The sequence below is a fragment of the Amycolatopsis bullii genome (assembly GCF_014654205.1).
In the GTDB taxonomy this organism is placed as follows: Bacteria; Actinomycetota; Actinomycetes; order Mycobacteriales; family Pseudonocardiaceae; genus Amycolatopsis; species Amycolatopsis plumensis.
Genome location: NZ_BNAW01000056.1, coordinates 24,152 through 50,476, shown reverse-complemented (window position 1 = coordinate 50,476; position 26,325 = coordinate 24,152). Strand labels below are relative to the sequence as shown.

General features: G+C 71.3%; 25 protein-coding genes. 11 read left to right on the top strand and 14 right to left on the bottom strand.

From position 1 onward, the window contains the following. Nucleotides 1-12: 12 nt before the first annotated feature. A complete protein-coding gene (locus tag IE317_RS38220; RefSeq protein WP_191316251.1) occupies nucleotides 13-993 on the bottom strand; it encodes a hypothetical protein in 981 nt (326 codons plus the stop codon). Between the two features lie 225 nt (nucleotides 994-1,218). Between IE317_RS38220 and IE317_RS38215 the strand changes: the two genes are divergently transcribed. The 3 genes from IE317_RS38215 to IE317_RS38205 are packed head-to-tail and all read left to right on the top strand — an operon-like array spanning nucleotide 1,219 to nucleotide 4,258. Next, nucleotides 1,219-2,460 (top strand): AI-2E family transporter, encoded by a 1,242-nt coding sequence (locus IE317_RS38215; protein WP_229903138.1) that lies wholly within the window; start codon nucleotides 1,219-1,221, stop codon nucleotides 2,458-2,460. Then, nucleotides 2,457-3,593, top strand: a complete 1,137-nt coding sequence (gene macS, locus IE317_RS38210; RefSeq protein WP_191316249.1) for a MacS family sensor histidine kinase — start codon at nucleotides 2,457-2,459, stop codon at nucleotides 3,591-3,593. The genes IE317_RS38215 and macS overlap by 4 nt, the downstream gene beginning before the upstream one ends. Continuing rightward, nucleotides 3,590-4,258, top strand: a complete 669-nt coding sequence (locus tag IE317_RS38205) for a response regulator (RefSeq protein WP_191316248.1) — start codon at nucleotides 3,590-3,592, stop codon at nucleotides 4,256-4,258. The genes macS and IE317_RS38205 overlap by 4 nt, the downstream gene beginning before the upstream one ends. Before the next feature lie 3 nt (nucleotides 4,259-4,261). Here the strand turns inward: IE317_RS38205 and IE317_RS38200 are convergent, their stop codons facing one another. Further along, on the bottom strand, nucleotides 4,262-5,077 hold the full coding sequence (locus IE317_RS38200; RefSeq protein WP_229903137.1) for a hypothetical protein: 816 nt from the start codon (nucleotides 5,075-5,077) through the stop codon (nucleotides 4,262-4,264). A 273-nt stretch (nucleotides 5,078-5,350) separates the two neighbouring features. Between IE317_RS38200 and IE317_RS38195 the strand changes: the two genes are divergently transcribed. Beyond that, the gene (locus tag IE317_RS38195; RefSeq protein WP_191316247.1) at nucleotides 5,351-6,013 is read left to right on the top strand and encodes a DUF1707 SHOCT-like domain-containing protein; all 663 of its coding nucleotides are present in this window, start codon (nucleotides 5,351-5,353) and stop codon (nucleotides 6,011-6,013) included. A gap of 73 nt (nucleotides 6,014-6,086) precedes the next feature. Here the strand turns inward: IE317_RS38195 and IE317_RS38190 are convergent, their stop codons facing one another. The 8 genes from IE317_RS38190 to IE317_RS38155 form a co-directional block, all read right to left on the bottom strand. Beyond that, nucleotides 6,087-7,487 carry an MFS transporter gene (locus tag IE317_RS38190; RefSeq protein WP_191316246.1) on the bottom strand — a complete coding sequence of 467 codons (1,401 nt, stop codon included), beginning with the start codon at nucleotides 7,485-7,487 and terminating at the stop codon, nucleotides 6,087-6,089. 411 nt (nucleotides 7,488-7,898) lie between these two features. Continuing rightward, entirely contained in the window at nucleotides 7,899-9,545 is a 1,647-nt protein-coding gene (gene ptsP, locus IE317_RS38185) for a phosphoenolpyruvate--protein phosphotransferase (RefSeq protein WP_191316245.1), read from the bottom strand. Continuing rightward, entirely contained in the window at nucleotides 9,538-10,275 is a 738-nt protein-coding gene (locus IE317_RS38180; protein WP_191316244.1) for a hypothetical protein, read from the bottom strand. The genes ptsP and IE317_RS38180 overlap by 8 nt, the downstream gene beginning before the upstream one ends. Before the next feature lie 28 nt (nucleotides 10,276-10,303). After that, nucleotides 10,304-11,173 (bottom strand): ribokinase, encoded by an 870-nt coding sequence (locus tag IE317_RS38175; RefSeq protein ID WP_191316243.1) that lies wholly within the window; start codon nucleotides 11,171-11,173, stop codon nucleotides 10,304-10,306. Nucleotides 11,174-11,499: 326 nt separating this feature from the next. After that, nucleotides 11,500-12,555 (bottom strand): hypothetical protein, encoded by a 1,056-nt coding sequence (locus IE317_RS38170; protein WP_191316242.1) that lies wholly within the window; start codon nucleotides 12,553-12,555, stop codon nucleotides 11,500-11,502. A 7-nt stretch (nucleotides 12,556-12,562) separates the two neighbouring features. Beyond that, nucleotides 12,563-13,537, bottom strand: coding sequence for a hypothetical protein (locus IE317_RS38165; RefSeq protein WP_191316241.1), 975 nt, complete (start codon nucleotides 13,535-13,537; stop codon nucleotides 12,563-12,565). Then, complete coding sequence (locus IE317_RS38160; RefSeq protein WP_191316240.1) at nucleotides 13,530-13,853, bottom strand: hypothetical protein; 324 nt, start codon at nucleotides 13,851-13,853, stop codon at nucleotides 13,530-13,532. Before IE317_RS38160 ends, IE317_RS38165 begins: the two co-directional genes overlap by 8 nt. 25 nt (nucleotides 13,854-13,878) lie before the next feature. Then, nucleotides 13,879-14,394, bottom strand: a complete 516-nt coding sequence (locus IE317_RS38155; protein WP_191316239.1) for a YbaB/EbfC family nucleoid-associated protein — start codon at nucleotides 14,392-14,394, stop codon at nucleotides 13,879-13,881. Between the two features lie 165 nt (nucleotides 14,395-14,559). Here IE317_RS38155 and IE317_RS38150 point away from each other — a divergent pair, with 165 nt between their 5' ends. The 5 genes from IE317_RS38150 to IE317_RS38130 all read left to right on the top strand — a co-directional run bounded on the left by IE317_RS38150 (nucleotide 14,560) and on the right by IE317_RS38130 (nucleotide 18,528). Next, nucleotides 14,560-15,972, top strand: a complete 1,413-nt coding sequence (locus IE317_RS38150) for a hypothetical protein (RefSeq protein ID WP_191316238.1) — start codon at nucleotides 14,560-14,562, stop codon at nucleotides 15,970-15,972. Then, nucleotides 15,969-16,712 carry an ESX secretion-associated protein EspG gene (locus tag IE317_RS38145; RefSeq protein WP_191316237.1) on the top strand — a complete coding sequence of 248 codons (744 nt, stop codon included), beginning with the start codon at nucleotides 15,969-15,971 and terminating at the stop codon, nucleotides 16,710-16,712. Before IE317_RS38150 ends, IE317_RS38145 begins: the two co-directional genes overlap by 4 nt. Continuing rightward, nucleotides 16,709-17,110, top strand: coding sequence for a hypothetical protein (locus IE317_RS38140; protein WP_191316236.1), 402 nt, complete (start codon nucleotides 16,709-16,711; stop codon nucleotides 17,108-17,110). Before IE317_RS38145 ends, IE317_RS38140 begins: the two co-directional genes overlap by 4 nt. Then, a complete protein-coding gene (locus IE317_RS38135; protein WP_191316235.1) occupies nucleotides 17,107-17,718 on the top strand; it encodes a DUF3558 domain-containing protein in 612 nt (203 codons plus the stop codon). Before IE317_RS38140 ends, IE317_RS38135 begins: the two co-directional genes overlap by 4 nt. A 72-nt stretch (nucleotides 17,719-17,790) precedes the next feature. Continuing rightward, nucleotides 17,791-18,528 carry a TetR/AcrR family transcriptional regulator gene (locus IE317_RS38130; RefSeq protein WP_191316234.1) on the top strand — a complete coding sequence of 246 codons (738 nt, stop codon included), beginning with the start codon at nucleotides 17,791-17,793 and terminating at the stop codon, nucleotides 18,526-18,528. Here IE317_RS38130 and IE317_RS38125 read toward each other — a convergent pair. From IE317_RS38125 to IE317_RS38115, 3 genes are all read right to left on the bottom strand, one after another. Continuing rightward, nucleotides 18,525-19,262 (bottom strand): SDR family oxidoreductase, encoded by a 738-nt coding sequence (locus IE317_RS38125; RefSeq protein ID WP_191316233.1) that lies wholly within the window; start codon nucleotides 19,260-19,262, stop codon nucleotides 18,525-18,527. The two genes, IE317_RS38130 and IE317_RS38125, sit on opposite strands and share 4 nt — an antisense overlap. A 90-nt stretch (nucleotides 19,263-19,352) precedes the next feature. Next, nucleotides 19,353-22,193 carry a leucine--tRNA ligase gene (gene leuS, locus IE317_RS38120; RefSeq protein WP_191316232.1) on the bottom strand — a complete coding sequence of 947 codons (2,841 nt, stop codon included), beginning with the start codon at nucleotides 22,191-22,193 and terminating at the stop codon, nucleotides 19,353-19,355. Nucleotides 22,194-22,386: 193 nt separating this feature from the next. Continuing rightward, nucleotides 22,387-23,547, bottom strand: coding sequence for an esterase-like activity of phytase family protein (locus IE317_RS38115; RefSeq protein WP_191316231.1), 1,161 nt, complete (start codon nucleotides 23,545-23,547; stop codon nucleotides 22,387-22,389). Nucleotides 23,548-23,613: 66 nt separating this feature from the next. On the opposite strand from IE317_RS38115, the gene IE317_RS38110 reads away from it, so the two are divergent. Further along, entirely contained in the window at nucleotides 23,614-24,033 is a 420-nt protein-coding gene (locus tag IE317_RS38110) for an SdpI family protein (protein ID WP_191316230.1), read from the top strand. Nucleotides 24,034-24,196: 163 nt separating this feature from the next. On the opposite strand, the gene IE317_RS38105 is transcribed toward IE317_RS38110, so the two are convergent. Then, entirely contained in the window at nucleotides 24,197-24,778 is a 582-nt protein-coding gene (locus tag IE317_RS38105) for a YqgE/AlgH family protein (protein WP_191316229.1), read from the bottom strand. A 222-nt stretch (nucleotides 24,779-25,000) separates the two neighbouring features. Between IE317_RS38105 and IE317_RS38100 the strand changes: the two genes are divergently transcribed. Further along, nucleotides 25,001-26,293 carry an MFS transporter gene (locus IE317_RS38100; protein ID WP_191316228.1) on the top strand — a complete coding sequence of 431 codons (1,293 nt, stop codon included), beginning with the start codon at nucleotides 25,001-25,003 and terminating at the stop codon, nucleotides 26,291-26,293. Nucleotides 26,294-26,325 lie beyond the last annotated feature (32 nt).

The window sequence follows — 26,325 nt, the reverse complement described above, 5'->3', positions numbered from 1 at the left end:
GGAGGGAGGTGTTCAGTCAGGAGTGACGCCGGGCTGTTCGCCCGGGGTGCGCAGCGAGTGGCGCAGGCCGGCGCGGCTCATCGCCGCGACGGCGGAGTCGGCGGCTTCGGTGGTCCAGAAGGGGACGCCGAAGTTGAAGCCGTCGAGGTGTCCACCGGGGGCCGTGGTGCCACCCGGGGCGGTGGGGACGGCCGGCGCGATCGGAAGCTGCGCCGGAGCCAGCGGCGACGGCAGGTCACGGTGCCGGTCGCGGAAGTGACCCGCGGCACCGGTGACGTCGTCGTGCTGCCCACCCGCCGGCATCGCGAGCTCGGCTCGCAGCGCGGCGGGAAGTTCGACGGTCGAGACGGCGGGCGTGCCCGCCACCTGACCGGTGCCGGAGGTCACCGGCTCGCCCTCGACCGGGGCGAGGCCCGGGAGGGTGTGGAGCGGGACCAGGTCGCCGTGCCCGGCCGGGTCGAGCAGCTGCCACACGTGGCGGCCGAAGTCGGCGTCCGGCGCGGGGGCGATGGTCTCCTCGATGACCTGGCGGGTGTCCTCCGGCTTGCGCACGATGTGCTCGAACGCGCCGAGGGTGCGCTGGGCCGGGCTCAGCACCGCGTCGTCGGCGAGCTCCGTCACCGAGGCGCTGACGCGCTGGGAGACCTCGCGGCCGGCGGTGCCGGCGTCGGTGCTGCCACACGGGCGCGGGGCCTGCGGCTCACTCCACGTCGTCGCGTCCTGGTGGCAGACCGCGTCGGTGACGCCGCCGGCGATCTCGCCCGCGAAGTGCCCGGCGCCGTGGTTCACGTCGCCGATCCCGGCCGCCGTGGCGTCGGTGACCGGGGTGACGGAGGCGGTGCCCACCTGAACGGTGTCGGCCGAAGCGGCGGCGCCGGAGACGAGCCACGCGGCGGCGGTGCCCGCCATCGCGCCGCCGAGCACGAGCAGCGCACGCGACACGAGACGGCCGACGCGCTTCGCGCCCTGCCCCTCGCTCGCCGTGGTCGCCACTCGAAGTCTCCTCGTGCTGGGTTCGTGATCCGGCCGTTGCGAAAGCGACCTAATCAAACCGGCGGCGCGGCGCGCACCCTCGACACGGCTTGATGCCCCCATCGTGTGAAAGACACACCGTGTAGGCCGATTTGACGGTCGGTGATCATGCCTGGCTGCCACCTGTGTCGGACGCGGCCGTGCGAAAACGGCCGAATCGGGTGGTCCTGCCGCTACGGTGGGCCGGTGACCCACGCGCGACGCGAAGACCCGTTCCTGCCGGAGCACGAGGACGTCACCGGGCTGATCCCCCGGGGCCTGCGCATAAGTGCCGCACTCGCGTGGCGGTTGATCGTGGTGGCCGCGGCCCTGTACGCCGTGGTCTGGCTGATCGGCTACCTGTCGGTGGTCGTCATCCCGCTGTCCATCGCCCTGCTGGTGTCCGCGCTGCTGGCCCCGGCGGTGCAGAAGCTGGTGGCGGTGCGGTTCCCCCGCGGGCTCGCGACGGCGATCGTGCTGATCGCCGGGCTGGCCGTGCTGGGCGGCCTGCTGACGTTCGTCGTCACGCAGTTCTCCTCCGGCCTCCCGCAGCTGCAGCAGCAGGTGAACGCGAGCCTCGACCAGATCAAGAACTGGCTCCTCTTCGGGCCGCCGCACCTGCGGCAGGAACAGATCCAGGACTTCATCAACCAGGCGATCGGGTTCATCCAGAACAACCAGGCGTCCATCACGACGACCGCGCTGACCACCGCGAGCACCGTCGGCGAGATCCTCACCGGCTTCCTGCTGACGCTGTTCATCACGATCTTCTTCCTCAGCGGCGGCGACGGCATCTGGTCGTTCCTGGTCCGCGGGGTGCCGAAGCGGGTCCGCAACCGGGTCGACGTCGCCGGGCGCCGCGGGTTCGCGTCGCTGGTCAGCTACGTGCGGGCGACGGCGGCGGTGGCCGTGGTGGACGCGGTCGGCATCGGCGTCGGCCTGTGGATCATGGGCGTGCCGCTGGTGATCCCGCTGGCCACGCTGGTGTTCATCGGCGCGTTCATCCCGATCATCGGCGCGGTCATCACCGGCGGGGTCGCCGTGCTGATCGCACTGGTCACGAACGGCTTCATCGGCGCGGTGATCGTGCTGGCCATCGTGATCGGCGTGATGCAGCTGGAAAGCCACATCCTGCAGCCGCTGCTCCTCGGGCGGGCGGTGAAACTGCACCCGCTCGCCGTCGTCCTGGCCATCACCGCCGGCCTGGTCGCGGGCGGGATCGCCGGCGCGCTGCTGGCCGTGCCGCTGCTGGCCGTGCTGAACGCCGGGGTCCGCTCGCTGCTGCACGAAACCGATCCCGACCCGGCCGAGGTGAACGTCCTCAAGGACCAGGCCGCGCAGCCCAACGACGCCGAGCCCGGGTCGCCGAAGGCCGAAATCGCGACGGTCGGCGAGGCCGAAGCCGACTCCTCCACGGCGGAACCACCGAAGCGCGACGAGAAGCCGTGACCGTCCGGAGGACGCCCGATCCGGTCACGCCCATGTGGCGGGGCGTGCTCGCCTTCCGCTTCCTCACCTGGGCGTTCGCCTGCGGCACGGTGATCGTGCAGAGCGGCGAGTACCGGCGCGAGTGGCTGGCGTGGACGATCCTCGGCGTGATGGCCGTGTGGTCGGTCGTGAGCAGTTTCCTCTACCTGCGCGAGCGGACGCGCCCGCCCGCACTGGTCGTCTTCGACCTCGTGCTGACCACCGGGTTGCTGCTGACCTCGCCGTGGGTGCTCAGCGACGCGCAGTTCGCGCTGAACGTCCCGCTCATCACCACGGTGTGGGCGGCCGTGGCGCCGGTCGCCGCGGGCGCCCGGTTCGGCGCGGCCGGCGGGGTGCTCGCCGGGCTGGTCGTCGGCGTGGCGACCGGGCTGGCGCGGGAGAAGTTCGACCTCGACGTCGCCCGCGACGGCGTCCTGCTCGCCGCCGCCGGCCTGCTGGTCGGCATGGCTTCGACGATGGCCCGCCGGTCGGTGGCGCGGCTGGAGCAGGCGCTGCGGAAGGAAGCGGCGACGGCCGAGCGGGAGCGGCTGGCGCGATCGATCCACGACAGCGTGCTGCAGGTGCTCGCGCGGGTCCGCAAGCGCGGCAACGAGGTCGGCGGCGAAGCGGCCGAGCTGGCCCGGCTGGCCGGCGAGCAGGAGATCGCGCTGCGGTCGCTGGTGACGACCGAGCCCGGGCAGCTGACCGACAGCGGCACGATGAGCCTGCGCGCCGCGTTGCAGGTCCTCGCCACCTCGTCGGTGCAGGTCTCGGCCCCGGCGGACGACGTCGAGCTGCCCGCGCACGTCACCGGCGAACTGGTCGCCGTGACCCGCGAAGCGCTGTCGAACGTCGAGAAGCACGCGGGGCCGGGCGCGCACGCGTGGGTGCTGCTGGAGGACCTCGGTGACGAGGTGGTGGTCAGCATCCGCGACGACGGACCGGGCATACCGGACGGCGTTCTCGAGCAAGCCGCCGCGGACGGGCACCTTGGCGTGGTGGAATCCATCCGGGGGCGGGTTCGCGACCTCGGGGGGAGCGCGACCCTCGACACCGGGCCCGGCCGGGGCACGGAGTGGGAGGTCAGGGTGCCGAGCACGAGGGGTGCGAAATGAGCGACGAACCGCGGATCTCCGTGATGGTGGTCGACGACCACCCGATCTGGCGCGACGGGGTGGCCCGCGACCTGACCGAACATGGCTTCGACGTGCGGGCGACCGCGCCGGACGCCGAGGCGGCGCTGCGGATCGCCCGGACCGTGCAGCCGGACGTCGTCCTCATGGACCTGAACCTGGGCAGCACCTCGGGCGTGGACGCGACCCGCGAGATCACCGCGGCGCTGCCGTCGACGAAGGTGCTGGTGCTCTCGGCCAGCGGCGAGCACAAGGACGTGCTGGAGGCGGTGAAGGCCGGTGCGTCCGGCTACCTGGTGAAGTCGGCGTCCGCGGTGGAGCTGGTCGACGCCGTCCACCGCACCGCCGCCGGCGACCCGGTGTTCACCGCGGGCCTGGCCGGGCTGGTGCTCGGGGAGTACCGGCGGATGGCCGACGCGTCGGCCGAGGGCGCGGCGGGCGCCGAGCCGCCGCGGCTGACCGAGCGCGAAACCGACGTCCTGCGCCTGGTCGCGAAGGGCCTGACCGCCCGGCAGATCGCCGAACGGCTCGTGCTGTCGCACCGGACGGTGGAAAACCACGTGCAGTCGACGCTGCGGAAGCTGCAGCTGCACAACCGCGTCGAGCTGGCCCGGTACGCGATCGAGCACGGCCTCGACGGGGAGTGACCGTCAGGGGATGACCGCGAAGCCGGACCAGTCGCCCTTCGGCAGCGCGGCCTGGCTCAACCGCCACTGCGGTTCGCCGGGGTGCCAGGCGGCGAGGACGCCGTCGGCGAGCACGAGGTCCCCGGCCTCCGACCAGTCGAAGCCCCCGCCGCGTTTCAGGTGCTCGGTGACGTACGGCATCCCGGGGGCGTGGTCCCAGGTCGGCCCGCTCGGGCGCAGCAGCCAGATGTCCCGCGTCTGCGTGCTGGTGCCGCGGTAGGCGGGGTTCCCGAAGTCGACGGCCCAGATCGTTCCTTCCCGCGACGGCACCACGGTGGGCGCCGGGCCGATCGAGGGCCGGCTGAGCTTGCGGCTGCTGTTGTCCCGCAGGTCGACCAGGGTCAGGTCGGTCAGGCCGTCGAGCAGCAGCCAGTCGCCGGCGGCGCCGAGGATGCGCGGTGCCTGCCGGACCGTGCGGCCGGTCGCCGGGTCGATCAGGGCGTCCGTGGACTCGGGGGTGCCGGCGTTGATGGTGATCAGCAGGCCGTGCGCGGTCTCGGTCCGCACCTGGGTGCGGCAGCTGGCGGGCTGGCCGGGGCCGAGCTCGCCCGCGGTGAGCGAGACGTGCTGGAGACGGCAGTCGTCCGGAGTGTCCGGCCGGATCAGCCACACGCCTTCGCCGGCGGTGTCCGGCCCCGCCGACCAGGCGCGGCCGAGGGAACGCGGCGGGCTCGACGGCCCGGTGTACTCGAGGAGTTCGGCGGGCTCGGGGGTTCGGGCGTACCGCGGGTGGGCCGTCAGGACGACGTGCTTCCCGGCCCGGACGACGTCCACCTGCACGTCACCACCGGGGTAGCCGGGTGGTGTTCCCGTAGCACCGCGGTCGGCGGCGAACAGGGTGGGGCCGGCGGTCGGCAGCAGCGCGGTGACGCCGATGCCGCCGGTCGCCTGAATGCCGGAGAGTTCCGCCAGCGGCGCGGGCGGCGGCGCCGGCGGTTCGGCGCTGCACCCGGCCAGCAGGACGGCAGCCGCGACGGCGGCGGCGCGGATTACGGGTCCGTTCAGGGTTTTCCCCCGATCTCCCTGGTGAAATCCGGTTCTACCATCGTGGGCATGGGCGAGGAAGAGACCGCGGCGGCGGAACCGGTGACCGAAACCAAGCCGTTGAGCGAGCGCGATCTCCGGGTGTCGGACCAGGAGCGCGAGCACGTCGTCGGCGTGCTGCAGAAGGCGATCGGCCGCGGGATGATCGACCTCGACGAGTTCACCGAGCGCACCGACCGCGCGCTGGCGTCGCGGACGCGGGGCGAACTGAACGCCGTGCTGGCCGACCTCGCGGGGCTTTATCACCCGGCCGCGGCCCTCGCCGCCGCTCCGGCGTACGCGGCTCCGGCAGGCTACAGCGGCTTCCCGACCGGGCAGCGCGTCGAGCTGAACGCGAAGTACTCGTCGCTGCACCGCGGCGGCCCGTGGGTGGTGCCGTCCCAGCTGGTGGTGCGCAACAAGTACGGCTCGACGAAGCTGGACTTCACCGAGGCCCAGGTCCAGTCGCCGGTGGTGCACATCGAGCTGGACGCCAAGTGGGGCTCGGTCGAGATCATCATCCCGGAGCACGCGGCGGTGGACCTCAATTCGATCGGCGACGTCAAGTTCGGCTCGATGGAGGACAAGACGCGCAGCAACGGGCGGATGGGCAACCCGCGGTACGTGCTGAGCGGCCGCGTCCACGGCGGTTCGCTGGTCGTCCGGCACCCGCGGCGCGGGCTCTTCGGCTAGCCGGGGCCCCTCTGCCCCCGGCGTCAAAGAAGGCCTCCCCACCCAGGCATCGGGTGGGGAGGCCTTCGCTCGTTCAGGCGGTCCGCAGGTTCCGCGCCACGAACCAGACGAGGGTGGCGAACGCGACGGCGGCCAGCGCGGCGACGACGTGCAGGCCGGCGGCGAAGCCGTGCGCGCGGACGACGGCGTTGCCCAGGGTGCCCACGGTCGCGATGCCGATGGCGTAGCCGAACTCGTTGACGGTCTGCGCCAGCGACGCGGCGGCGCCCGCCTTGCGCTCCGGGACCGAGCCGACCACGAGGTCGGTGCCCAGCGCGACCATCGGCCCGACACCCAGCGACGTCACGGCGAACCCGAGCGCGGGCCACACGGGCCCAGCCGCGGGGTCGGCGACCGCGAGGACCACCATGCCGGCCGCGGCGAGGGCCACCCCACCGGCGATGAGGACGTTCGTCTTCACGCGGCGCGCGAGGTGCGGCGCGGCGAGGAAGCTGACGGTGGAGCCGGCCATCCCGGGCAGCAGCCCGAGCGCGGCGCCGACCGGCGAGAGGTGCTGCGCGAGCTGCAGGAACTGCGCGGTGAAGAGCATGGTGGTGCCGCCGAGCATGCTGAACAGGAGCATCCCGCCGAGCGTGGTGCGGAAGGCCTTCGCGGCGAAGAGGCTGAAGTCGACGAGCGGGTCTTTCAGGGAGCGCTGCCGGTTGTAGAAGACGTACCCGACGGCCAGGCCGATGACCAGAGCCGTGGCGGGCACGACGTGGAGGCCGTCACGCGCGATTTCCTTGATGCCGTAGACGGCGGGCAGGATGGCGGCGAGCGAGAGGGCGACGCTGGGGAGGTCGAGCCGTCCGGCCTGCTCGTCGCGGTACTCGGGCAGCAGCTTCGGGCCGATGACGAGGAGCAGGACCATGGCAGGGACGCCGAGCAGGAAGACCGAGCCCCACCAGAAGTGCTCGAGCAGCAGCCCGCCGACCATCGGCCCGATGATGGCGCCGACGGTGAAGCAGCCGGCCCAGATGCCGATGGCCTGCGCCCGCTGCTGCGGGTTCTTGAAGAGGGTCCCGATGAGGGAGAGCGTGGAGGGAGCGAGGGTCGCGCCGGAGATCCCGAGAACGGCCCGCGCCGCGATGAGCATCCCGGCACTGGGGGCGAAGGCGGCCCCGACGGAGGCGAGCCCGAAGGCGGCCGCCCCGATGAGCAGCAGCTTCCGCCGCCCGATCCGGTCGCCGAGGGTCCCCATGGTGACCATGAGCCCGGCGACCATGAAGCCGTAGGTGTCCATGATCCAGAGCTGCTGGGTCCCATCGGCGTGCAACCCGGCGGCGATCTTCGGGAGCGCGAGGACGAGGACGAAGACGTCGAGCGAGACGAGCAGCGTGGGCAGGGCCAGCACGGCCAGCCCGATCCACTCCCGGCGCCCGGCCCTGACGGCTTCGGCCGGAGCTTCGGCCGGGCCGGAGATGGTGGCGGTCATGGTGAGGTCCTCTCGACGCGGGTGCTTCTCACCTCTTCGTCGAGCGGCCGGCCACGGGATCGACAACGGCCCGGAACTTTTTTTCGGTGAAGGCCGCCCCGGAGCCCCGGGACGGCCTTCACCGGCTTGAGGCGGGTTGCCCACACCCCTCGATCAATGTGGACAACCACGCTGCTTCAGGTTCGCACAAATCGGCACTGTCGGTGATGACCGATAGACTGAAAGTGGGGGGCGCCCCCGCGGGTGGGGATGATTCGTGCTGGGGCGAAACGAGTCAGGCACGTCCGGGCGGCAGGCCGAGCCAGACCGCAGACCCGAGCAGCAGGCCGCACCGGACCGCAGGCCCGAACGGCCGAGCCGGATCGCACACCAGGGCCGATGGCGGCCGAACTTACCTCCGGCGCGAAAGCCTCAGGGGCGGGCCGCCGTGCGGGCTGCCGTCGGGTTCGAGGTGGCCAGGGTGGCCTCCGCCAGTGCTTCGCACTCCGCGAGGGTCGCCGCCGCCAAACTCGCTCCCACCGCTCGGATCGCCGGGACGTTCATCGACAGGCTCGTCAGGCCCAACCCCGCCAGGACCAGCGCAAGGCGCGGGTCGGCGGCCGCTTCGCCGCAGACGCCCGCCGGCTTGCCCGTGGCCTTGGCCGCGTCGCCGATCAGCTTCAGCAGCCGGAGGAGGGCCGGCTGCCAGGGGTCGTTCAACTTGGCCACCGCGCCCAGCTGGCGGTCCGCCGCGAACGTGTACTGGGCCAGGTCGTTCGTGCCCACCGAGACGAAGTCCACCGCTTCCAGGATCTCGCGGGCGCTCAGCGCCGCCGCCGGGATCTCGATCATCACGCCCGCGCGGGCGATGCCCGCCGCCCGCACCCGCTCCGCGAACCAGGCCGCTTCCTCGACCGTGGCCACCATCGGGGCCATCACCGACACCTCGGCGCCCGAATCCTCCGCCGCGCCCGCGATGGCCTCGAGCTGGCGGCCCAGCACCTCGGGCCGGTCGAACGCCACGCGCAGACCCCGCACACCCAGCGCCGGGTTCGGTTCGGCTTCCGGGGACAGGAACGCCAGGGGCTTGTCCGCGCCCGCGTCGAGGGTCCGCACGATCACGGGCTTGCCGCGGAACGGCGAAAGCACGGCCGTGTACGCCGCGCGCTGGTCGGCGACCGTCGGCTCGTCCGCGGCGTCCAGGTAGCAGAACTCGGTGCGGAACAGGCCGACCCCTTCGGCGCCCGCGTCCGCCGCGGCCTGCGCGTCGGCCGGGGAGCCGACGTTGCCGTAGACCTTCACCCGGTGGCCGTCGGCCGTGGCGCCGGTGCCGTTCCAGTCGGCGAGCTGGGCCACCGCCGCCGTGACGACCGGGGCCGCCGGGTCCGCGACCTCGACCGTGCCCGTGTCACCGTCGACCGCAAGCGCTTGCGCGTCCAGGGCCAGCAGCCCGCGCACCGCGACGACGGCCGGGATGCCCAGGGCCCGCGCGAGGATCGCGGTGTGGCTCGTGGGGCCGCCCTCCTCGGTGACCAGGGCGAGCACCTTCGCCGGGTCCAGGCCGGCGGTGTCGGCCGGGGCGAGGTCGCGGGCGACCAGGACGCTCGGCGACGCCAGCTCGGGCACCCCCGGCGGCGCGATGCCGAGCAGCTCGGCGATCAGCCGGTCGCGGACGTCGCGGACGTCCCGCACGCGCTCGGCCATGTACCCGCCGGCCGCCGCCAGCGCCTCGGCGAAGCCCTCCGCGGCCTGGTAGACGGCTCGCGCGGCGGGCAGGTTCTGCGTCTTCACCAGTGTCTCGGCCTGCGACGCGAGCGCCGGGTCCGCCGCCATCGCGGCGGTGGTGATGAGGATCGTCGCGGCCTCGCCGGTGGCCGTCTCGGCCTGTTTCTCCAGCCGGCCGGCGACGATCGCGGCCGCGGGGGCGATCCGGGCGGCCTCGGCGGCCGGGTCGGCCGGGGCCGGGGTGGCAGCGGGCTCGCCGAGCGGCTCCGCGACACGGACGACGGGACCACTCGCGCGGCCGGGGCTGACGGCGACCCCCGAGAGGGCGTCCGCGGCGGCATCAAACTCAGGCATGGTCTAGACCATAGCTCAGGTAGGCCTGGATATCTCGTGGTGGCGGGCACAAACCGCGTTGCCGTACCTGGTCGAGCACCGGCTTGACCTCCTCGCGCCACCAGGAGCCGGCCAGTTCCTCGCGGCTGCGCACCGGCCGTCCGGCCAGCATACGGCGGAAACCCCAGGCCTCGGCCGAGTCGGCGAGCCGGAACCAGTCGGCCGGGTCGTCGAGCCACAGCCCGAGGCGGACGTCGTCCGGCAGCGGCACGCGCTCGAGGAACATCCGCTCGGCGGTCTTCGACGGCAGGTCGGCAAGCGTCAGGCAGCGCAGCGCGCAAGCGACCGTGCTGATCCAGCGGACCCGCGCGCGGATGGTCCGCGTGCCGCGCGCCCGCGCGATGCCGACGCGGTGGTGGCCGTCCTCGACGAAGAACATGTCCGAGAGCCGCACGAGCCGCACCGGCGGCAGGTCCGCCGTCGTCCGCGTCAGGTACTCCCAGCGGTCGCGCAGTGCGCGGTTGCGCGGCCGGAACTCGCGGTCGAAGTCCCCGGCGCGGGCCACCGTGCCGACGATGCCCTCCAGCGGGACGTCGTAGACGCCTTCGTCGAGTTCGGTCTGCTTGCCGAGCGCCTTGAGGGTCTCGTCGAGCGGCATGATGGCGAGCCGGTCGGGGCGGCGAGCGTCCGCGATCGCCCGCAGCTGAGCGGCGTAGCCGCGCCACCAGGCCGAACCGAACGAGTCGCCCATGTGACCTGCAACACGACCGCCAGCGTGATCATTCCCCCAGGTCGGCGGCGGTGGGGTACGACGGCTGGGCCCCGTGCCGCGTGACGCTGAACGCCGCGACCCGCACGGCCCGCTTCGCCGCGGAGACGAGGTCGGCACCGTCGGCGAGCGACGCGGCGAGCGCGCCCGCGAAGGCGTCCCCGGCCCCGGTGGTGTCGACGGCCTCGACCTTCGGCGACGCCACCTCGGTCGTGGCGTCCTTCTCCACCACCACGGCGCCGGCCGCGCCGAGCGTGACGACGGCCGCCCGCGGCCCCAGGTCGAGCAGCTTCCGGAACTCCGCGCCGGGCCCGGTGAGCCAGGCCGCCTCGTGCTCGTTGACCAGCAGGACGTCGAGCCTGGCCAGCGTCTCCGGGGACAGGTCCGCCGCCGGTGACAGGTTCAGCAGCACCCGCACGCCCTTTTCGGCGGCCCGCGCGACGGCGTGCTCGACGGTCGGCAGCGGCACCTCCAGCGAGACGACCATGACCTCCACCCCGTCGAAGACGGCGTCGACGTCGGCGGGTTCCAGGCCGGAGTTGGCGCCGGGGGAGACGAGGATGGCGTTCTCGCCGTCCGGGGTGACGGTGATGTAGGCGATGCCGGTCGGCCGCTCGCTGGTCCGCACGAGCCCGGTGTCGACGCCGGCGGCGCGGAGCGAATCGAGCAGCAGCCTGCCGTAGGGATCGTCACCGACGGCGCCGAGCAGCGCGACGTCCGCCCCGAGCCGGCCCGCCGCGACCGCCGTGTTGGCGCCCTTGCCGCCCGGCGAAAGCACGGTGTCGCCGCCCAGTACCGTCTCCCCGCCGGCAGGCCGGCGATCCACCGCGACGACGAGGTCGGCGTTGGCGGATCCCACAACGAGGACGTCGGAGTTCATACCCGCACTGTGCCAGAAACCGGTCCGGACCAGGTCAGCACCGGCGAACAAGGTGAAAGTGAAGGTTTTTGTAACTTATCCGGGGCGGAGTGCGACAATCATGCGAGCAGCGGAAGCCTGTCACTCGATCGGGGGATGCCCGTCCCCCGGCCGTCACTTCGTGACCTCGGTCCCGCTCTCCTGGTGCGTCATCGCGGAGACGTGGTGACGTTGCCCCGACCGGCGCGAGCCGGGCAGGGCATCGGGTCGCCGGCGTCGATCACGTAGCCCCCCGAGTGATCGGCGTCGGCGGCGCCCCTGCCCCGCGGATACGCGGGATTCCTTTGTCACGCGTTCACCAGCCGCACCGCGTTCTTGGCCGCGCCCGGCGAAACTTTCGTCGCCAGCGTGCGATCCTCACCTCGGCGGAGGATCGCGTGCACCGAGACGTAGTGGCGGGTGGCCTGCTTCCCCGAAGGCTCGGCAGTCAGCCGGGCGAGATCGGCGCGCCCCACCCGGACCGGATCGCCTTCCTTGGGGCGCCAGGTGATCGCGTCGGCGGTCAGGGCGAACTCACCCGGGTCGCCGCGGTAGCGCGTCACGTAGAGCAGCGCCCAGATCGCCAGGGCGACCGGCAGCGGGATGCCCGGCGGGATGTCGTAGAAGGCCGGCGCCACGAAGTCGGCGATGACGGCCAGCCAAGCCGCCCACAGGATGAACAACCGGCCGGGGGAGGCCTGCTCGGCGCGGACGAGCGTGCGCGCCTGATCGGCGCTCCAGCGTTTGACCAGCCGCCGCACCGGATTCGGGACGCCGAAGCCGCCGCGCCGGACGTTCTTGGACGTCCACCGCCCGAGGCCGGGGCGGTACCGCTCGATCGCCGCCGACGCCTTCTCCGCCTCTTCCCTGGCCATCGCCGACGACAGGATGAAGCCGACTTCGGACTTGTGCCGGAGGTCGCGGTTCAGGTTCCGGATCGCGTCGTCGTCCACAAGGGAAACGGCGAGCGCGACGCGGCCGCCCGGCTGCCCCTCGCGGAAGTCGAACCGGCGGACGTCGTCCCAGGGCAGGACGAGCGTCGTCTTGTCCTCGAGCGGCTGCCGGAGCCCGTCGGGCCCGAATTCGACCCTCGCCGTCACCATCGCGCCGTGGCGGCGGATGTACCACCTCGCGAACGGCCGGTAGCCGAAACACAGCAAGGCCAGCAGGCCGAGCGCGGGCGCGACCACGTGCACGACCCGATCCCCGCCGCGCGTCCACGCCAGCAAACCGGCCACCACGGCGAACACGACGCCGAAGAACGTCAGGCACCCGAGGGTGGTCCTCAAGGCCGACGGTGAGTCGTGGATCGGCAGCCGGACCTGCACCGCGGCCGTTTCCGGCTCGCCGGGAGTCGTCGACACCACGGCGTCAGATCGACCCGGAGATGCGCTGTCCGCCCTGCTGCTGGAAGACGGGTTCGGGTTTCTTCTCGTTGTAGTGGTTTTCGCGGTAGTTCTTGTCCGCCTCGTCGTAAGCCGCCGCGGTCTTCTTGCCCGCTTCCTTGCCCGCTTCTTCGGCGAAGGCTTTGGGCAGCTCCTTGACGCCGTCCTTGAAGATGCCCGGCGCCGCGTGCACCGCGTCCTTCAGGGCGGCGAGCAACTTCTGCCCGACGGTCCTGAAGAGCCCGCTGAGGTGGTTGAACTGACTGATGCCCCGCTGGAACGCGCGGACGAGTTTCCGCAGCCACTGCGACATCCGCTCGCCGCACTTGGCGATCTCCACGGTGCCTTCGCCCGCCAAGCCCGCGGGAGCCGCGGGGCCGGGGTACCGCATGAGGATGCTGATCAGCTTGCCGATGCATTCGGTGAGCAGGTCGCGCAGCACACTGCGCACGACGTTCAGGATGCTCTTGCAGACGTCGATCAGGACGGAGATGGCCTTCGCCCCGCCGGCGACGCCGGAGTACATGTCGCCGAGTTCGGCGGTGAACGCGCGATAGGCGTCCGCGCCCTGCCCCTGCCACTCCGCGCTGTCGGCCTTCACCGTGTCCAGGAGGTCTTTGGCGACGGCGCCGATCTCGTCGCTGATGCCGCTCCAGGTCTCCTGCATGACGTCGAGCTGTTCCTGGTTGCCGGTCACCCAGTCGAGCGGGGCGCGCAGGAATTCGACGTGCTCGATCAGCCAGCCGAGCCCCATGCCGACCAGGCCCGCGATCGGGTCCTGCAGGAACTCCGCGACCCCGGCGGCCCCGAAACCGAGGTTGAGCAGGCCTTCGGTCCAGTCGCCGTCGGCCGCCTTCGTCGCCGCGTCCCAGAAGTCCTGCGCCATCCCGGCGCCTTCGAGGGCGGACGACCCTTCTTCGACCTTCTTCTTGGCCTCGGTCACCAACGCGTTCTCAGTCAAGGTGGATGCCTTCCAAGCTCGCCTTGACGTCCTGCTCGCGCCAGTCGACGTGCTGGGACCAGGTGCGGACGCGGTCGATCTGCTCCTGGGCCACGTTCTTCGCGTGGCCGATGGAGTCGCTCCCCAGGGTCTGGGCGACGCCGCACAGCGCGCCGAGGCCACAGGCCTGGCCGATGAGGCCGAACGCCATCGGGTCGACAACCTGGGCCGCCGCGTCCAGCGTCTTCGCGAACCGGTCGACGAACGGTTCGAGCTTCTTCGCGTGGGACAGCAACTGCTCCGGCTTGATCCGGATGTCCGGCTGCGGGTCGTTCACGTGTTCCCCTCCCTCGTGGCCCTGGTCAGCGCAGGTAGTCGCCGTCGCTGAAGTAGTCGTCGTCGGTGCCGGCCTCGGTAGTGGGTCGCGGCGGCGCCGGTTTCGGCTTCGGCGGCGACGGCGGCTCTTCCTCGGCGATGAAGCGCGCCCCGTCGTTTGCCGGTATCGCGGGGCCGCCGTCCACGAAACCCTGCGGTTCCGGCTCCGGGAATTCCCGGTGGAGCTGGTCGACCAGCTCGTTCATGGTCTCGGTGCCCGCGATCGACGGCATCCCGGCCTGCACGGCGCCCGCCAGCTTGCTCTGCGCGCGCTGGACGGTCCGCAGGATTTCGTCGGCGAGGTTCGCCTTCTCCCGCACGGCGTGCCCGATCTCCAGCCCGACGAGGTTGCCGAGGTGGTTGACCTTGACCGCGATCTGGCCGTCCGGGCTGCGCTCGGCCACGGAGACCGCCGCCATCTCCGCCTGCATGCGGTCACCCCGCTGCTTGGCCTCGGCGATCTTGGCGTCGAAGCTCGCCAGCAGTTGCTCAGGGTTCGACACGCGAACCTCCCCTGTTCACGTCAGTAGCCGTACGGGCACCGAGTGTGGCACACCGGTCCGACAGCGGACGGGAGCTCCCGACCTGGCCGATTCTTCACACAGCGGGTAACCGCTGCGGTATTGTGCGTGACGCAGAGGAATCGAACGCGAGGGGAGCGCGGTTCGATGGGGTTGTTCGGCGACATGCTCGACGCTGCCAAGCACGTCGGGTCGGAAATCGCGCACGCCGTCCAGTCGGGTGGCGAGCGGCTCGACAACGTCCTGACCGGCGCCGGCATCGGCCTGGTCGCGGGCGGGATTCCCGGTGCGGTCGCGGGGGCGTACGTCGGCTCGCAGACCGGCACCGGGGCGGTGAACCCGCAGGCCGCCGGGCTGTCACCCGGCCAGCTGGTCCAGGCCGTACAGCACGGTCGCGGTACCGGTTCGCTGGAGGAGGTGCGCCGGGCGGGCGTCGACCAGTCGGATTACCAGCGCCGGCTCGAGCAGAGCACGCGCGAGCTAACGTCCGGTCTCGAATCCGCGTGGACGGGCGGCTCGTCGGACGCGGCACGGGAGCGGCTCCAGCCGCTGACGGCGTCGGCGGCGTCGGCGTCCGTGTCACTGGACCGCAACTCGACGCTGGCCCAGGCGCAGATCGACCAGTTCAACCAGCTGAAGCACTCGCTGCACCAGGACGTCACCGACCAGCCGCCGACGCGCAGCGCCTGGGACGTCGTGACGCCGTGGGACACCGACACCGAAGACAAGATCAACCAGTACAACCAGAAGGCCCAGGAGAACGTCGAGCGGTACAACGCGTATTCGCAGCAGTCCAGCTCGAACACCGCGGCCCGCACGATCGACTACGGCCAGCTCGGCGAGTACAACGGCGGCGACTTCACGGTGGAGCACCCGAAGAAGCCCGTCGAACCGCCGCCACGGAAGCGGACGCCGACCGATGGCGACGACGACCGGTCGATCGATGCCCAGGTGCAGCCGCCGCCGGTCCACCCGCCGGTCGTCCAGCCACCGCCACCGCCGGGCCATGTCACGCCGCCGGGCCACGTCACGCCGCCGGGGGAGGTCACGCCGCCGGGATCGCATCCGTCCGGCGTCGACGACAGCGTTCGCGCGCAGAGTTATGTGCCGCCGTCGACGCAGTACCCGCCGGGCTACCAGCCACCGGGGACGGGCCCGGGCGGGTTCGGTCCCGGCTCGGGTCCTGGTGGCGGGTTCGGCCCCGGCTCGGGAGGCGGGTTCGGTCCCGGCTTCGGCCCTGGTGGTGGTGGGTTCGGGCCGGGCTCGTCGTCCGGCGCGGGCGGCGGCGCCGGCTCGGCGTCGGGTGCGCGCGGTCCCGGCGCGGCGACCGGAGCCGGCGTCCCGGGCGAAGGACGTCCCGGTGCGGCCGGTGGAGTCCGCGGCGGCGCGGCGGGCAAGCCGGGTTCGCCGGGAATGGGCGGCATGGGCCCGGGCGCCAAGGGCGGGAAGGGTGAGGAGGACACGGAGCACCAGCGCGCGTCGTACCTGGTGGAGGCGGATCCGGAGAGCATCTTCGGCGGCTCCGACGAGCGGACGGTGCCCCCGGTGATCGGGCTGTGATCTTCCTGCCCAAGGCGGCCCTGCTCACCGCGTGGGAGTGGGAACGCCACGGCCCACCGCCGGCGGTCCTCGGCGCCGACAACCTCTGGCTCGGCGACGAGACCCGCAAACGGCTCGAGGAGCAGGTCCTCGCCGTCCTGACCTCGCTCCGGCTGGCGGCGGGCGGCACGCTGACGCGGGAGTTCCGCGACGTCCTGCACGTCCTGGCGAGGGGCGCCCACCAGTTCACGGCGTGGCTGGGCGACATCGAAGCGGACGAGTCAGGCGCGGCGCTCGTGTCGGCCTCCGGGCCGGACGCGCTCCGGCTGATCCGGAAGGACGACACGGTCCGGATCGACGTGGTGGAGCCGTCGCGGCTCGCGGAGTCGCTGGTGGACGTGCTGCCGCCGGTGCCGCCGGCGCGGATTTCGGCGGTGTCGATTCCGGAGGCGCGGTTCTCGGGCCGCGCGGTGGAGGAGTCGTACGACCTCGCCGACCCGACGCTCGATCGCGGCCCCGACCCCCTGCCGTGGGCACGCCGGCTGATGGCGGCGCGGCGGACGGGGCTGCACCAGTGTTACGCCGTGAATCGGGGTTCGCGCAGCGCGCCGATCACCGCCGTGGACATCGCCGGGACCGGCCGGGTGCTGACGTACGTGTATCCGGGACGCGAGCGGATGGTCAGCTTCCAGCCGGGGACCCGGGCTGCGCTGACCGAGGTGCTGTACGCGACCCTGAACGGGTTAGGGGGAGGACGATGACGGACCCGATCTTCAGCGGGATCGGCTTCTGGGCGACGGACATGCCGAGCTCGGGGCCGCCGCCTGCCGGTGGGCAGGGGTTCGCGATGAGCGCGGATGAGATGCGGGCGATGCTCAAGAAGGCCGAAGACCAGCTCAGCGAGCTCAGCACGCAGATCCGCGAGGCCGAAATCCTGAGCCGGGCGAAGCCACCGGCGGAAGAGCCGGTGAGCCAAGACGCGGTGGACGGCCAGAACGGCATCAACCCGGCCGGCCGCTCTTACCAGATCCATCTGCGCCACCAACTCGGTTACTACACAGAGCTGACTGACCGGATGAAGCAAGCACTCGGTATCACCCAGGCGGCAGACCAAGCGGCCGCGGATTCGACGAAGAAGATCAAGGGGTCGCTCGAATGATCCGACGGGTTCTCGCCACTACGGCCGCTGTGATCACCGGGATCGCGGTGCTCACCTCCTGCACGGGCGACCGCCGGACACCCGGGACGGCCAGCCCGGCTCCGTCGAGCAGTGCCGAACTGCCGAACAGCGGCGCACCGAAGGTGGACAACCCGTTGCCGGCGAAGGTCCTGGAGGGCAGCCCGTGTGATTCGGCCCTGACCGAGCAACAGCTGACGGACTACCTCGGACAGCCCGGCACGGCGAAACCCAAGGACTCCGAGCTGGGTCCGATGTGCGACTGGGCCAGCACCTCGGGCAGCGGCGCCGGGATCCTGGTCGCCTACGAGACGAAAACCGGCCAAGGACTCAGCCTCACCTACAAGGTCGAAAAGCCGAAGGCCAGCCGTTGGGTCGACGACCTGGCGCCGGTTCAGGGTTATCCGGCCGTCGGGTACGTCGACGTGGGCGCCGGCGGGCAGCGCAGCTGCGTGATCGTCGTCGGCGTCGCGGACGACTTGGCCTATTCGGTTTCTCTGGTCCTGGGCAGCGACTCGGGTAAGGACGCCTGCCAGCTCGGGCGCGGGGTGGCCGACACGGTGCTCACCAACCTCAAGGCGCGGGCCTGAGCTGCACCTTTTCGTTACGGCGGACATCGCGTTGATGCAAAATCTGTCGTACCAACCACCTAGACTGTTCGGATGAGCCACCCCACCCGCAGGGGTCGCGCGCGTGCGGCTACCGAACAGGACATCCGGCGGACCGCCCGGAAGCTGCTCGTCGAGCAGGGGCCGGAGGCGGTCACGCTGCGCGCCATCGCGCGGGAGCTGGGGATCACCGCGCCCGCGCTCTACCGGTACTACGAGTCGCGCGATGACCTCGTCGAGAACCTGCGGCTGGACGTCTGCGCCGACCTGGCCGACGACCTCGCCGAGGAGATCGCCGAGCTGCCGGACGACGGGGTGCTGCAGCTGTTCGCCATCTGCAAGGGGTTCCGGCGGTGGGCGCTCACCCACACGAAGGAATTCACGCTGGTTTTCGCGTCGCCGACCGGCGGGATCGGGTCGACGTCGGGGAGTGCGCTGAGCCGGGTCGACGAGCCGTTCGGGCGGATCTTCCTCGCCGCCGCCGGGCGGGTGCTCGCGCGGCACGACATCGTGCTGCCGTCGGCCAGCGGGGTGCCCGATGAGCTGCGGGACGACCTGAAGACCTTCCAGGAGTCGCTGGTCACCGTGCTCGTCGAGTCCGACCAGGGTGTGCCCGTCGAAAAGATCGACCTCGGCGTGACGTACCTGATGATCCAGTTCTGGGCCCGGCTCTACGGGCACGTCACGCTCGAGGTCTTCGGCAACTACCCGATCCCGATGTCCAAACCGGACGTCCTCTTCGAGGCCATGCTCATCGACCTGGCGCGGGAGATCGGGCTCGACCGCAGCTAGGCCGCGTGACCGCCGTCCACCGACAGCACCGACGCCGTCACGTACTCGGCGCCCGGTGAAGCCAGGTACGCGACGGCCGCGGCCACTTCGGCGGGCTTTCCGTAGCGGTCGAACGCCGTCATCGCGGCCTGGTCCGCCGCGTACGGGCCGTCGGCCGGGTTCATGTCCGTGTCCGTCGGGCCCGGGTGAACGAGGTTGACCGTGATGCCGCGCGGGCCCAGTTCGCGCGCCAGTGCCTTGGTCAGGCCGACCATCGCCGCCTTGCTGGTCGCGTACAACGCCATGCCCGGGCCGGGCACGCGGTCGGTGACGCAGCTGCCGATCGTGATCACCCGGCCGCCATCGGCCAGGACGCCGGCCGCCGCCTGGGTCGCGGCGAACACGCCGCGGACGTTCACCGCCAGCACGCGGTCGACGTCCTCGATCGCCGTCTCGGTGAAAGCGCCGACGAAGCCGACGCCCGCGTTGTTCACCAGCACGTCGAGCCGGCCGAACTCCGCCACCACCGCGGAAACGGCGGCCGAAACCGCCGCGGCGTCCGCCGAGTCCGCCTGGATCGCCAGCGCGCGGCGGCCGAGGTTCTTGATCTGCTCGACCACCTCGGCCGCCCGCGCGGCGTTGTTCACATACGTCAGCGCGACATCCGCGCCGTCCTCGGCGAGCCGCAGTGCCGTGGCCGCGCCGATGCCGCGGCTGCCGCCCGTCACCAGTGCCACCTTGCCGTCGAGGGTCATCCCCGGTTCTCCTTCGATCGAGCCGTTTTCGTTGACAGCTCAATCAAATCGAGAACCGGGGGAAAGCACCGGCAGCTTTCGGACAGCGCGTTACAAGACGATGTTGACCAGGCGCCCCGGCACCACGATCACCTTGCGCGGCGAGCCCTCGCCGACCATCGCCGCGACCTTCTCGTCCGCCAGCGCCGCCGCCTGCACGTCGTCCTGAGACGCCGACGCCGGCACCGTCACCCGGGAGCGGACCTTGCCGTTGACCTGGATCGGGTACTCGACCGAGTCCTCCACCAGGTACTTCTCGTCCACCACCGGGAACGGGCCCTGCACCAGCGAGTCCACGTGCCCCAGCCGGTGCCACAGCTCCTCCGCCATGTGCGGGGCCAGCGGCGCCAGCATCAGCACCAGCGGCTCGGCCAGCTCGCGCGGCGTCGACGCGGCGGCGCCGTACACCTTCGTGACGTGGTTGTTCAGCTCGATCAGCTTCGCTCCGGCCGTGTTGAACCGCATCTCCGCGTAGTCCTCGCGGACGCCCGCGATGGTCTTGTGCAGCACCTTGCGATCCGCCTCGGAAGCGTCCTCAGTGGACACCCGCAGCTCGCCGGTCGTCTCGTCGACGACCAGGCGCCACAGCCGCTGCAGGAACCGGTGCGCACCCACGACGTCCTTGGTCGCCCAGGGGCGGGACATGGCCAGCGGGCCCATCGCCATCTCGTAGAACCGGAACGTGTCGGCGCCGTAGTTCTCGGCCATCTCGTCCGGCGTGACGACGTTCTTCAGGCTCTTGCCCATCTTGCCGTACTCCTGGGTGACCTCTTCGCCGTTGAAGAAGTACTTCCCGTCGCGCTCCTCGACCTGCTCGGCCGGGACGTAGACGCCGCGCGCGTCCGTGTACGCGTACGCCTCGATGTAGCCCTGGTTGAACAGCTTCCGGTACGGCTCCTTGGATGTCACGTGCCCCAGGTCGAACAGCACCTTGTGCCAGAACCGCGAGTACAGCAAGTGCAGCACCGCGTGCTCGACGCCGCCGACGTACAGGTCCAGGCCGCCGGTGTCGTCCGCGCCGTACTCGCCCGGGCGCGGGCCCATCCAGTACTGCTCGTTTTCCGGCGCGCAGAACGTCTCCGAGTTCGTCGGGTCCAGGTAGCGCAGCTGGTACCAGCAGGAGCCCGCCCAGTTCGGCATCGTGTTGATGTCGCGGCGGTACTTCTTCGGGCCGTCGCCCAGGTCCAGCTCGACCTCGACCCAGTCGGTCGCGCGGGCCAGCGGCGACGACGGCGTCGAGTCGCGGTCCTCGGGGTCGAACGTCACCGGCGAGTAGTCGGCGACCTCGGGCAGCTCGATCGGCAGCATCGACTCGGGGACGGCGTGCACCTCGCCGTTCTCGTCGTAGACCACCGGGAACGGCTCGCCCCAGTAGCGCTGGCGCGAGAACAGCCAGTCGCGCAGCTTGTACTGCACGGTCCCGGTGCCGGCGCCCTTCTCCGACAGCCAGTCGATGATCGTCTTCTTGGCCTCGGCGACGTCCATGCCGTCCAGGAAGCCGGAGTTGATCGCCGGTCCGTCACCCGTGTACGCCTTACCGTCGAAGCCCTCGGACGGCTGCACGGTCCGGATGATCTCCAGGCCGAACTTCTCGGCGAACTCCCAGTCGCGGACGTCCTGGCCGGGGACGGCCATGATCGCGCCGGTGCCGTAGCCCATCAGCACGTAGTCGGCGACGAAGATCGGGATCTGCTTGTCGTTGACCGGGTTCGTCGCGTACGCGCCGGTGAAGACGCCGGTCTTCTCCTTGTTCTCCTGCCGGTCCAGCTCGGACTTCCGCGACGCGGCGACGCGGTACTCCTTGATGGCCTCGGCGGGCGTCGCCGCGCCACCGGTCCACCGGGAGTCGACGTCCTCGGGCCACGAGGCCGCGGTCAGCTTGTCGACCAGCGGGTGTTCCGGCGCCAGCACCATGTACGTGGCGCCGAACAGGGTGTCCGGCCGGGTCGTGAAGACCTCGATGCCCTCTTCACCGGACTTGAAGGTGACGCGGGCGCCGTGCGAGCGGCCGATCCAGTTCCGCTGCATGGACTTGACCTTCTCCGGCCAGTCCAGCAGGTCCAGGTCGTCGACCAGGCGATCGGCGTACGCGGTGATCCGCATCATCCACTGCCGCAGGTTGCGGCGGAAGACGGGGAAGTTGCCGCGCTCGCTGCGGCCGTCGGCGGTGACCTCTTCGTTCGACAGGACCGTGCCCAGGCCCGGGCACCAGTTGACCGGCGCTTCGGAGATGTACACCAGCCGGTGGTCGTCGATCACCTTCTTCCGCTCGGACGCGCTCAGCGACGCCCAGTCACGGCCGTCCGGCGTCGGGCGGGAGCCGTCCGCGAACGCGGCCTCCAGCTCGGCGATCGGGCGCGCCTTGCCCGCCTCGGCGTCGTACCAGCTGTTGAAGATCTGCAGGAAGATCCACTGGGTCCAGCGGTAGTACTCGGGGTCGATCGTGGAGATGCGACGGCGTTCGTCGTGGCCCAGGCCCAGGCGCCGGATCTGACGCAGGTAGGTCCGGATGTTCTCCTCGGTCGTCTTGCGCGGGTGCTGCCCGGTCTGCACCGCGTACTGCTCGGCCGGCAGGCCGAACGCGTCGAAGCCCATCGTGTGCAGCACGTTGCGCCCGATCATCCGGTGGTACCGGGCGAAGACGTCGGTGCTGATGAAGCCCAGCGGGTGCCCGACGTGCAGGCCGGAGCCCGACGGGTACGGGAACATGTCCTGGACGAACAGCTTGTCGCTGGGCACCGGCTGCCCCTCGACGGCGAGCGGCCCGACGGGGTTGGGCGCGTGGAAGGTCCCCTGGTCGGCCCAGTGGTCCTGCCAGCGCTGCTCGATCTGACCCGCCAGCGCGGCCGTGTAGCGGTGCGCCGGGACGTCGGTCCCTGTCGCCTCAGTCATGACGTCTTCCTTCGTTTCAAGCTCGAGGCACTCTTTCCCGCCGAGAGCTCATCGATACAGCCGCTCCAGAAACAACTCGACCCCTCAGCCACCAGGGCATGAGGGGTCGCCGCGCCGGCCAGGCCGGGCCCGGTCAGCGCGGCAGGCTAAGGAGCAGCCGAGCCGTGTTCATGTGCACATCGTAACTTGCTGGTCAAAGCCGTTCGGAGGGGACCGCCAGTGCGACGAACTGCGTGACCTGCGTCGGCGAGAAATTGTTGTCGCTGACCAAGATCAAGCTGCGCTCGCCGTTCGGCAGCTTCGGTCCCCAGGTCATGCCCTCCAGGTTGTCCACAGTGGAGAGCCCGAGGTCGGCCGCGTCGAAGAGGAACCGTTTCTTCACCGGCTTGACGTGCTTCGCGTCGGCCAGGGACTTCACGTTCAGGACATTCGTCGCGCCCGTCGTGTCGATCTCGTAGACGCGCACCTTGTTGCCGACGCCGGTGCTGAACGAGCGCTCCATCATGAGGAACTTCGAGGGGTCGGCCTGGTCGACGGCCAGCATCGAGGAGACGCCGGTGGTGGCGAACGCCGTCGACGGCACCGGCGCGGCGAACAGCGGCTCCTGCGGGTAGGCGTACTGGGCCAGGACCGGCCCGAAGCGCGACTGCAGGGTGATCCGCGAGAGCGAGCCGGTGGTGGTCGTCGGCTCCGGGCCGTCCTGCAGGAGCGGACCCTCGACCTCGCTGGCCAGCAGCGAGCCGAAGCCGGCGAACGTGATGCCCTCGAGCACCAGGTTCTGCCGCGGGCCTGCCGTCGGCGTCATCTTCTCGTTCGCAGGGATCGGCAGGTCACGGACGTATTTTCCGTCGCGGCGGGCTTCGCGGATCGACGGGTCGATCAGCGTCGTCGCCGTCCGCTCGCCTTCCTGCGACCAGTAGTAGTCGCCGGTCCACGGGTCGACGCGCAGCTCTTCGGGGTCGATCGTCTGCTCGTTCTGCGGCTTGGTGGGGTCGTTCTGCGTGAGCGGCGGGTACGGCGTGCCGTCGGGGCGCAGGAGCGGCTTCGTTCCGGTGAGGGTGACGTCGCCGACGCCGGCCGCCGACACCGGGAAGGTCGCCGTGTAGAAGCGGGCGGGGTTGATCGCCGACCGGTCGTCGCAGATCAGCGCGTAGCCGCCGGCCCGCGGGTCGTAGTCGATGCTGGACAGGCCGCCGACCGTGGTGCCCTGGAACTGCAGGGCGTTGGGGACGATCCGCTCGCCGAGCAGCCGGATGGGGCGCTGGTGACTCTCGGTGGCGCTCGCCGGGGTCGCGGCGAGGATTCCCCCGATCAGGGCAGCGGTCAGGACGGTGGGCAGTACACGCGGTGACATGGCCTGTAGCACAGTCGATCAGGGTATCCGGCAGGTTGCCGGGACGTCACGCTTATCCTTGACCTCGTGTTCGCTATCGCGCTGGTTCCGATCGTGCTGGGTCTGCTCGTCGGCTTTGGTGGGTTCCTCGGTTTCCGCGAGCGCTTGACGCGCGAAGGCGGCACCGGGGTGCGCACGCAGGCGTCGCTGCGCAGTGAAGAGGCGTTCAAGCTGGCCAACCGCGTCGCGGGCCTGCCGACCATGGCCGGGGGTGCGATCTCCGTGCTCACCGGGCTGGCCGGGCTGGCCATGCCGACGACCGGCGGCCTCGTCTCGGCCGCGGTTGCGGGCGTGCTCGCGATGCTGGTGCTGGTCATGGGCGGCGGGGTGCTCGGCAACCGGGCCGCGCTGACCGTGCCCGCCCCGGCTCCGGCGGCGCCGGCCGGCTGCAGCGGCTGCGCGTGCGGAGCCGGCGGCTGCGGCGTCTTCAAGAAGGACGACGCCTGATCCTTGAGTGGCTCAACTTCTTGAGTCGCTCAATGTATTAAGCGACTCAAGATTTCGCCTGCTCGCCTGTTGGGCGACTCAGAACCTTGAGTGACTTAAGCTTTGGTCCGCTTCGCTTGTTAACCAACTCAGAAGCTTGAGTGACTCAACCTTTTGCGTGGCTTCAGTTTCGCTGGAGGTCGCCCGGGTGGGTGGCCAGCAGCGCGAGCGGGATGCCCTGGCGGCGCAGGACCTGGCTCCACAGGTCGCCGTCCGGCGAGGCCAGGATGTCGCTCGGCAGGGCGGGCACGATGACCCAGTCGTCGCGTTCGATCTCGCCCGCCAACTGCCCCGAGTCCCAGCCCGCGTACCCGGCGAACACGCGCACGCCGCGCACCTTCGGCACCAGCACTTCGGGATCGGTGTCCAGGTCGACCAGCGCGACCGGGCCGCGGACCGCGATCACCCCCGGCACACTCGCCGCCGTCTCGCCGGTGCGCAGCGCGGCCAGGCACAACGCCGTCTTCTTCTCGACCGGCCCGCCGACGAACACCGCCTGCGGCTCGGCGACGTGCCCGCCCCAATTGGGCAGGACGTCATGCACGGCGACGTCGCTCGGCCGGTTCAAGACCACGCCGAGCGTGCCCTCTTCGCGGTGATCGATGACGAACACCACGGTCCGGCGGAAGTTGGGGTCGACCATCGTGGGGGCGGCGACCAGGAGCGTTCCCGGTTCAACCTCGGCGTCCGCTGGCACGGGACCCATGATCCCACCCTTGGCCAGGCCCGGGAACAATCGCCCCACGAGCCTCGTTGGAAACACGTGGCCGGCGCACTCCGTGTCCCCCGGGCTCACTGAATAACCGCCTTTGTGGAATACCGTCCGGCTGGAGCCACACTGCGCATAGCCGCCGAGAGGCGACCTCAGTGCGCCGGCCACCCAGATCTCTTGACCGGTGTCCCACGACCGGGCCTTAACCTTGACTCCGTGACGATCAGCGCCCGGACGACGACAGCGCGAAGAGGGCCTCGGGAGCTGCTCAAGGACCCGGACTTCCGGCGTCTCCTCTTCACCCGCTTCGCCGCCAGCTGGGGCGACGGCGTCTTCCGCGCGGGCCTCGCCGGAGCCGTCCTCTTCAACCCCGAGCGCGCCGCCGATCCGCTGGCCATCGCGGGCGGGTTCGCCGCGCTGCTGCTGCCGTACTCCGTCGTCGGGCCGTTCGCCGGTGCGCTGCTGGACCGCTGGGACCGCCGGAAAGTCCTGATCTTCGCGAACCTCCTGCGCGGGCTGGCGATCGTCTGCGCGTCCGCCGCGGTCGGGCTCGGTTTCGGCGGGCTCGGCCTGTTTTCGCTGGCCCTGGCGGCGGAAGGCATTTCACGCTTCATCGGCTCGGGACTCTCGGCGTCCCTTCCGCACGTCGTGGAAGAGGAGAGCGTCGTGACGGCGAACGCCTTCGCCACGACGCTCGGCTCGGTGGTCGCCGTCATCGGCGGTGGCTGCGCGATCGGCTTGCGCGCGCTCTTCGGCAGCAACGACGTCGGATCGGCGGAAACCACGGCGTTCGCGGTGCTCGGCACGCTGGTCTCGGCGTTGATCGCCCGCGGCTTCGCGCGGGGCGTGCTCGGGCCGACGGTGGTGGACGAGCCGCCGAACCCGGTGCTGGCCGTCGCGCGCGGGCTGGCAGACGGCGCCCGGCACGCATGGCGCGCCCCGAGCGTCACCGCGGGCTTCGTCGCGCTGTTCACGCACCGGGCGTCGTTCGGGGTGTCGCTGCTGGTCACCGTGCTCCTGATGCGCAACTACTTCACCGACCAAGGCTTCTTCCGCGCCGGCCTGCCCGGCCTCGGGCAGATCGCCGCGCTCGCCGGGGCCGGCCTGCTGCTCGCCGGGCTGCTGACCGCGCGGCTGATCCGCCGGTTCGGGCGGCTGCGCGCGGTCCTCGGTTCGCTGTTGATCGCCGCGATCGCGCAGTCCGCGCTGGGGCTGCCGATGCTGCTGCCGCTCGCGCTGCTCGCGTCGTTCCTCATCAGCGGCGCCGGGCAGGTGCTGAAGCTCTGCGTCGACTCGTCGATCCAGCTCGACGTCGCCGACGAAGCCCGCGGCCGCGTGTTCGCGCTGTACGACACGCTGTTCAACATCACCCAAGTGGCAGCGGTTTCGCTGGGCGCGCTGGTGGTGCCGGACGACGGCCGTTCGCCGGGCCTGCTCATCGCGGCGACGGTCTGCTACCTCGTCGGCGGAGCGGGCTACGTGCTGGCTCGCCGACGGGCGATTCGCTGACGCAAACACTCGAACCGGTCACGGTGACTGCT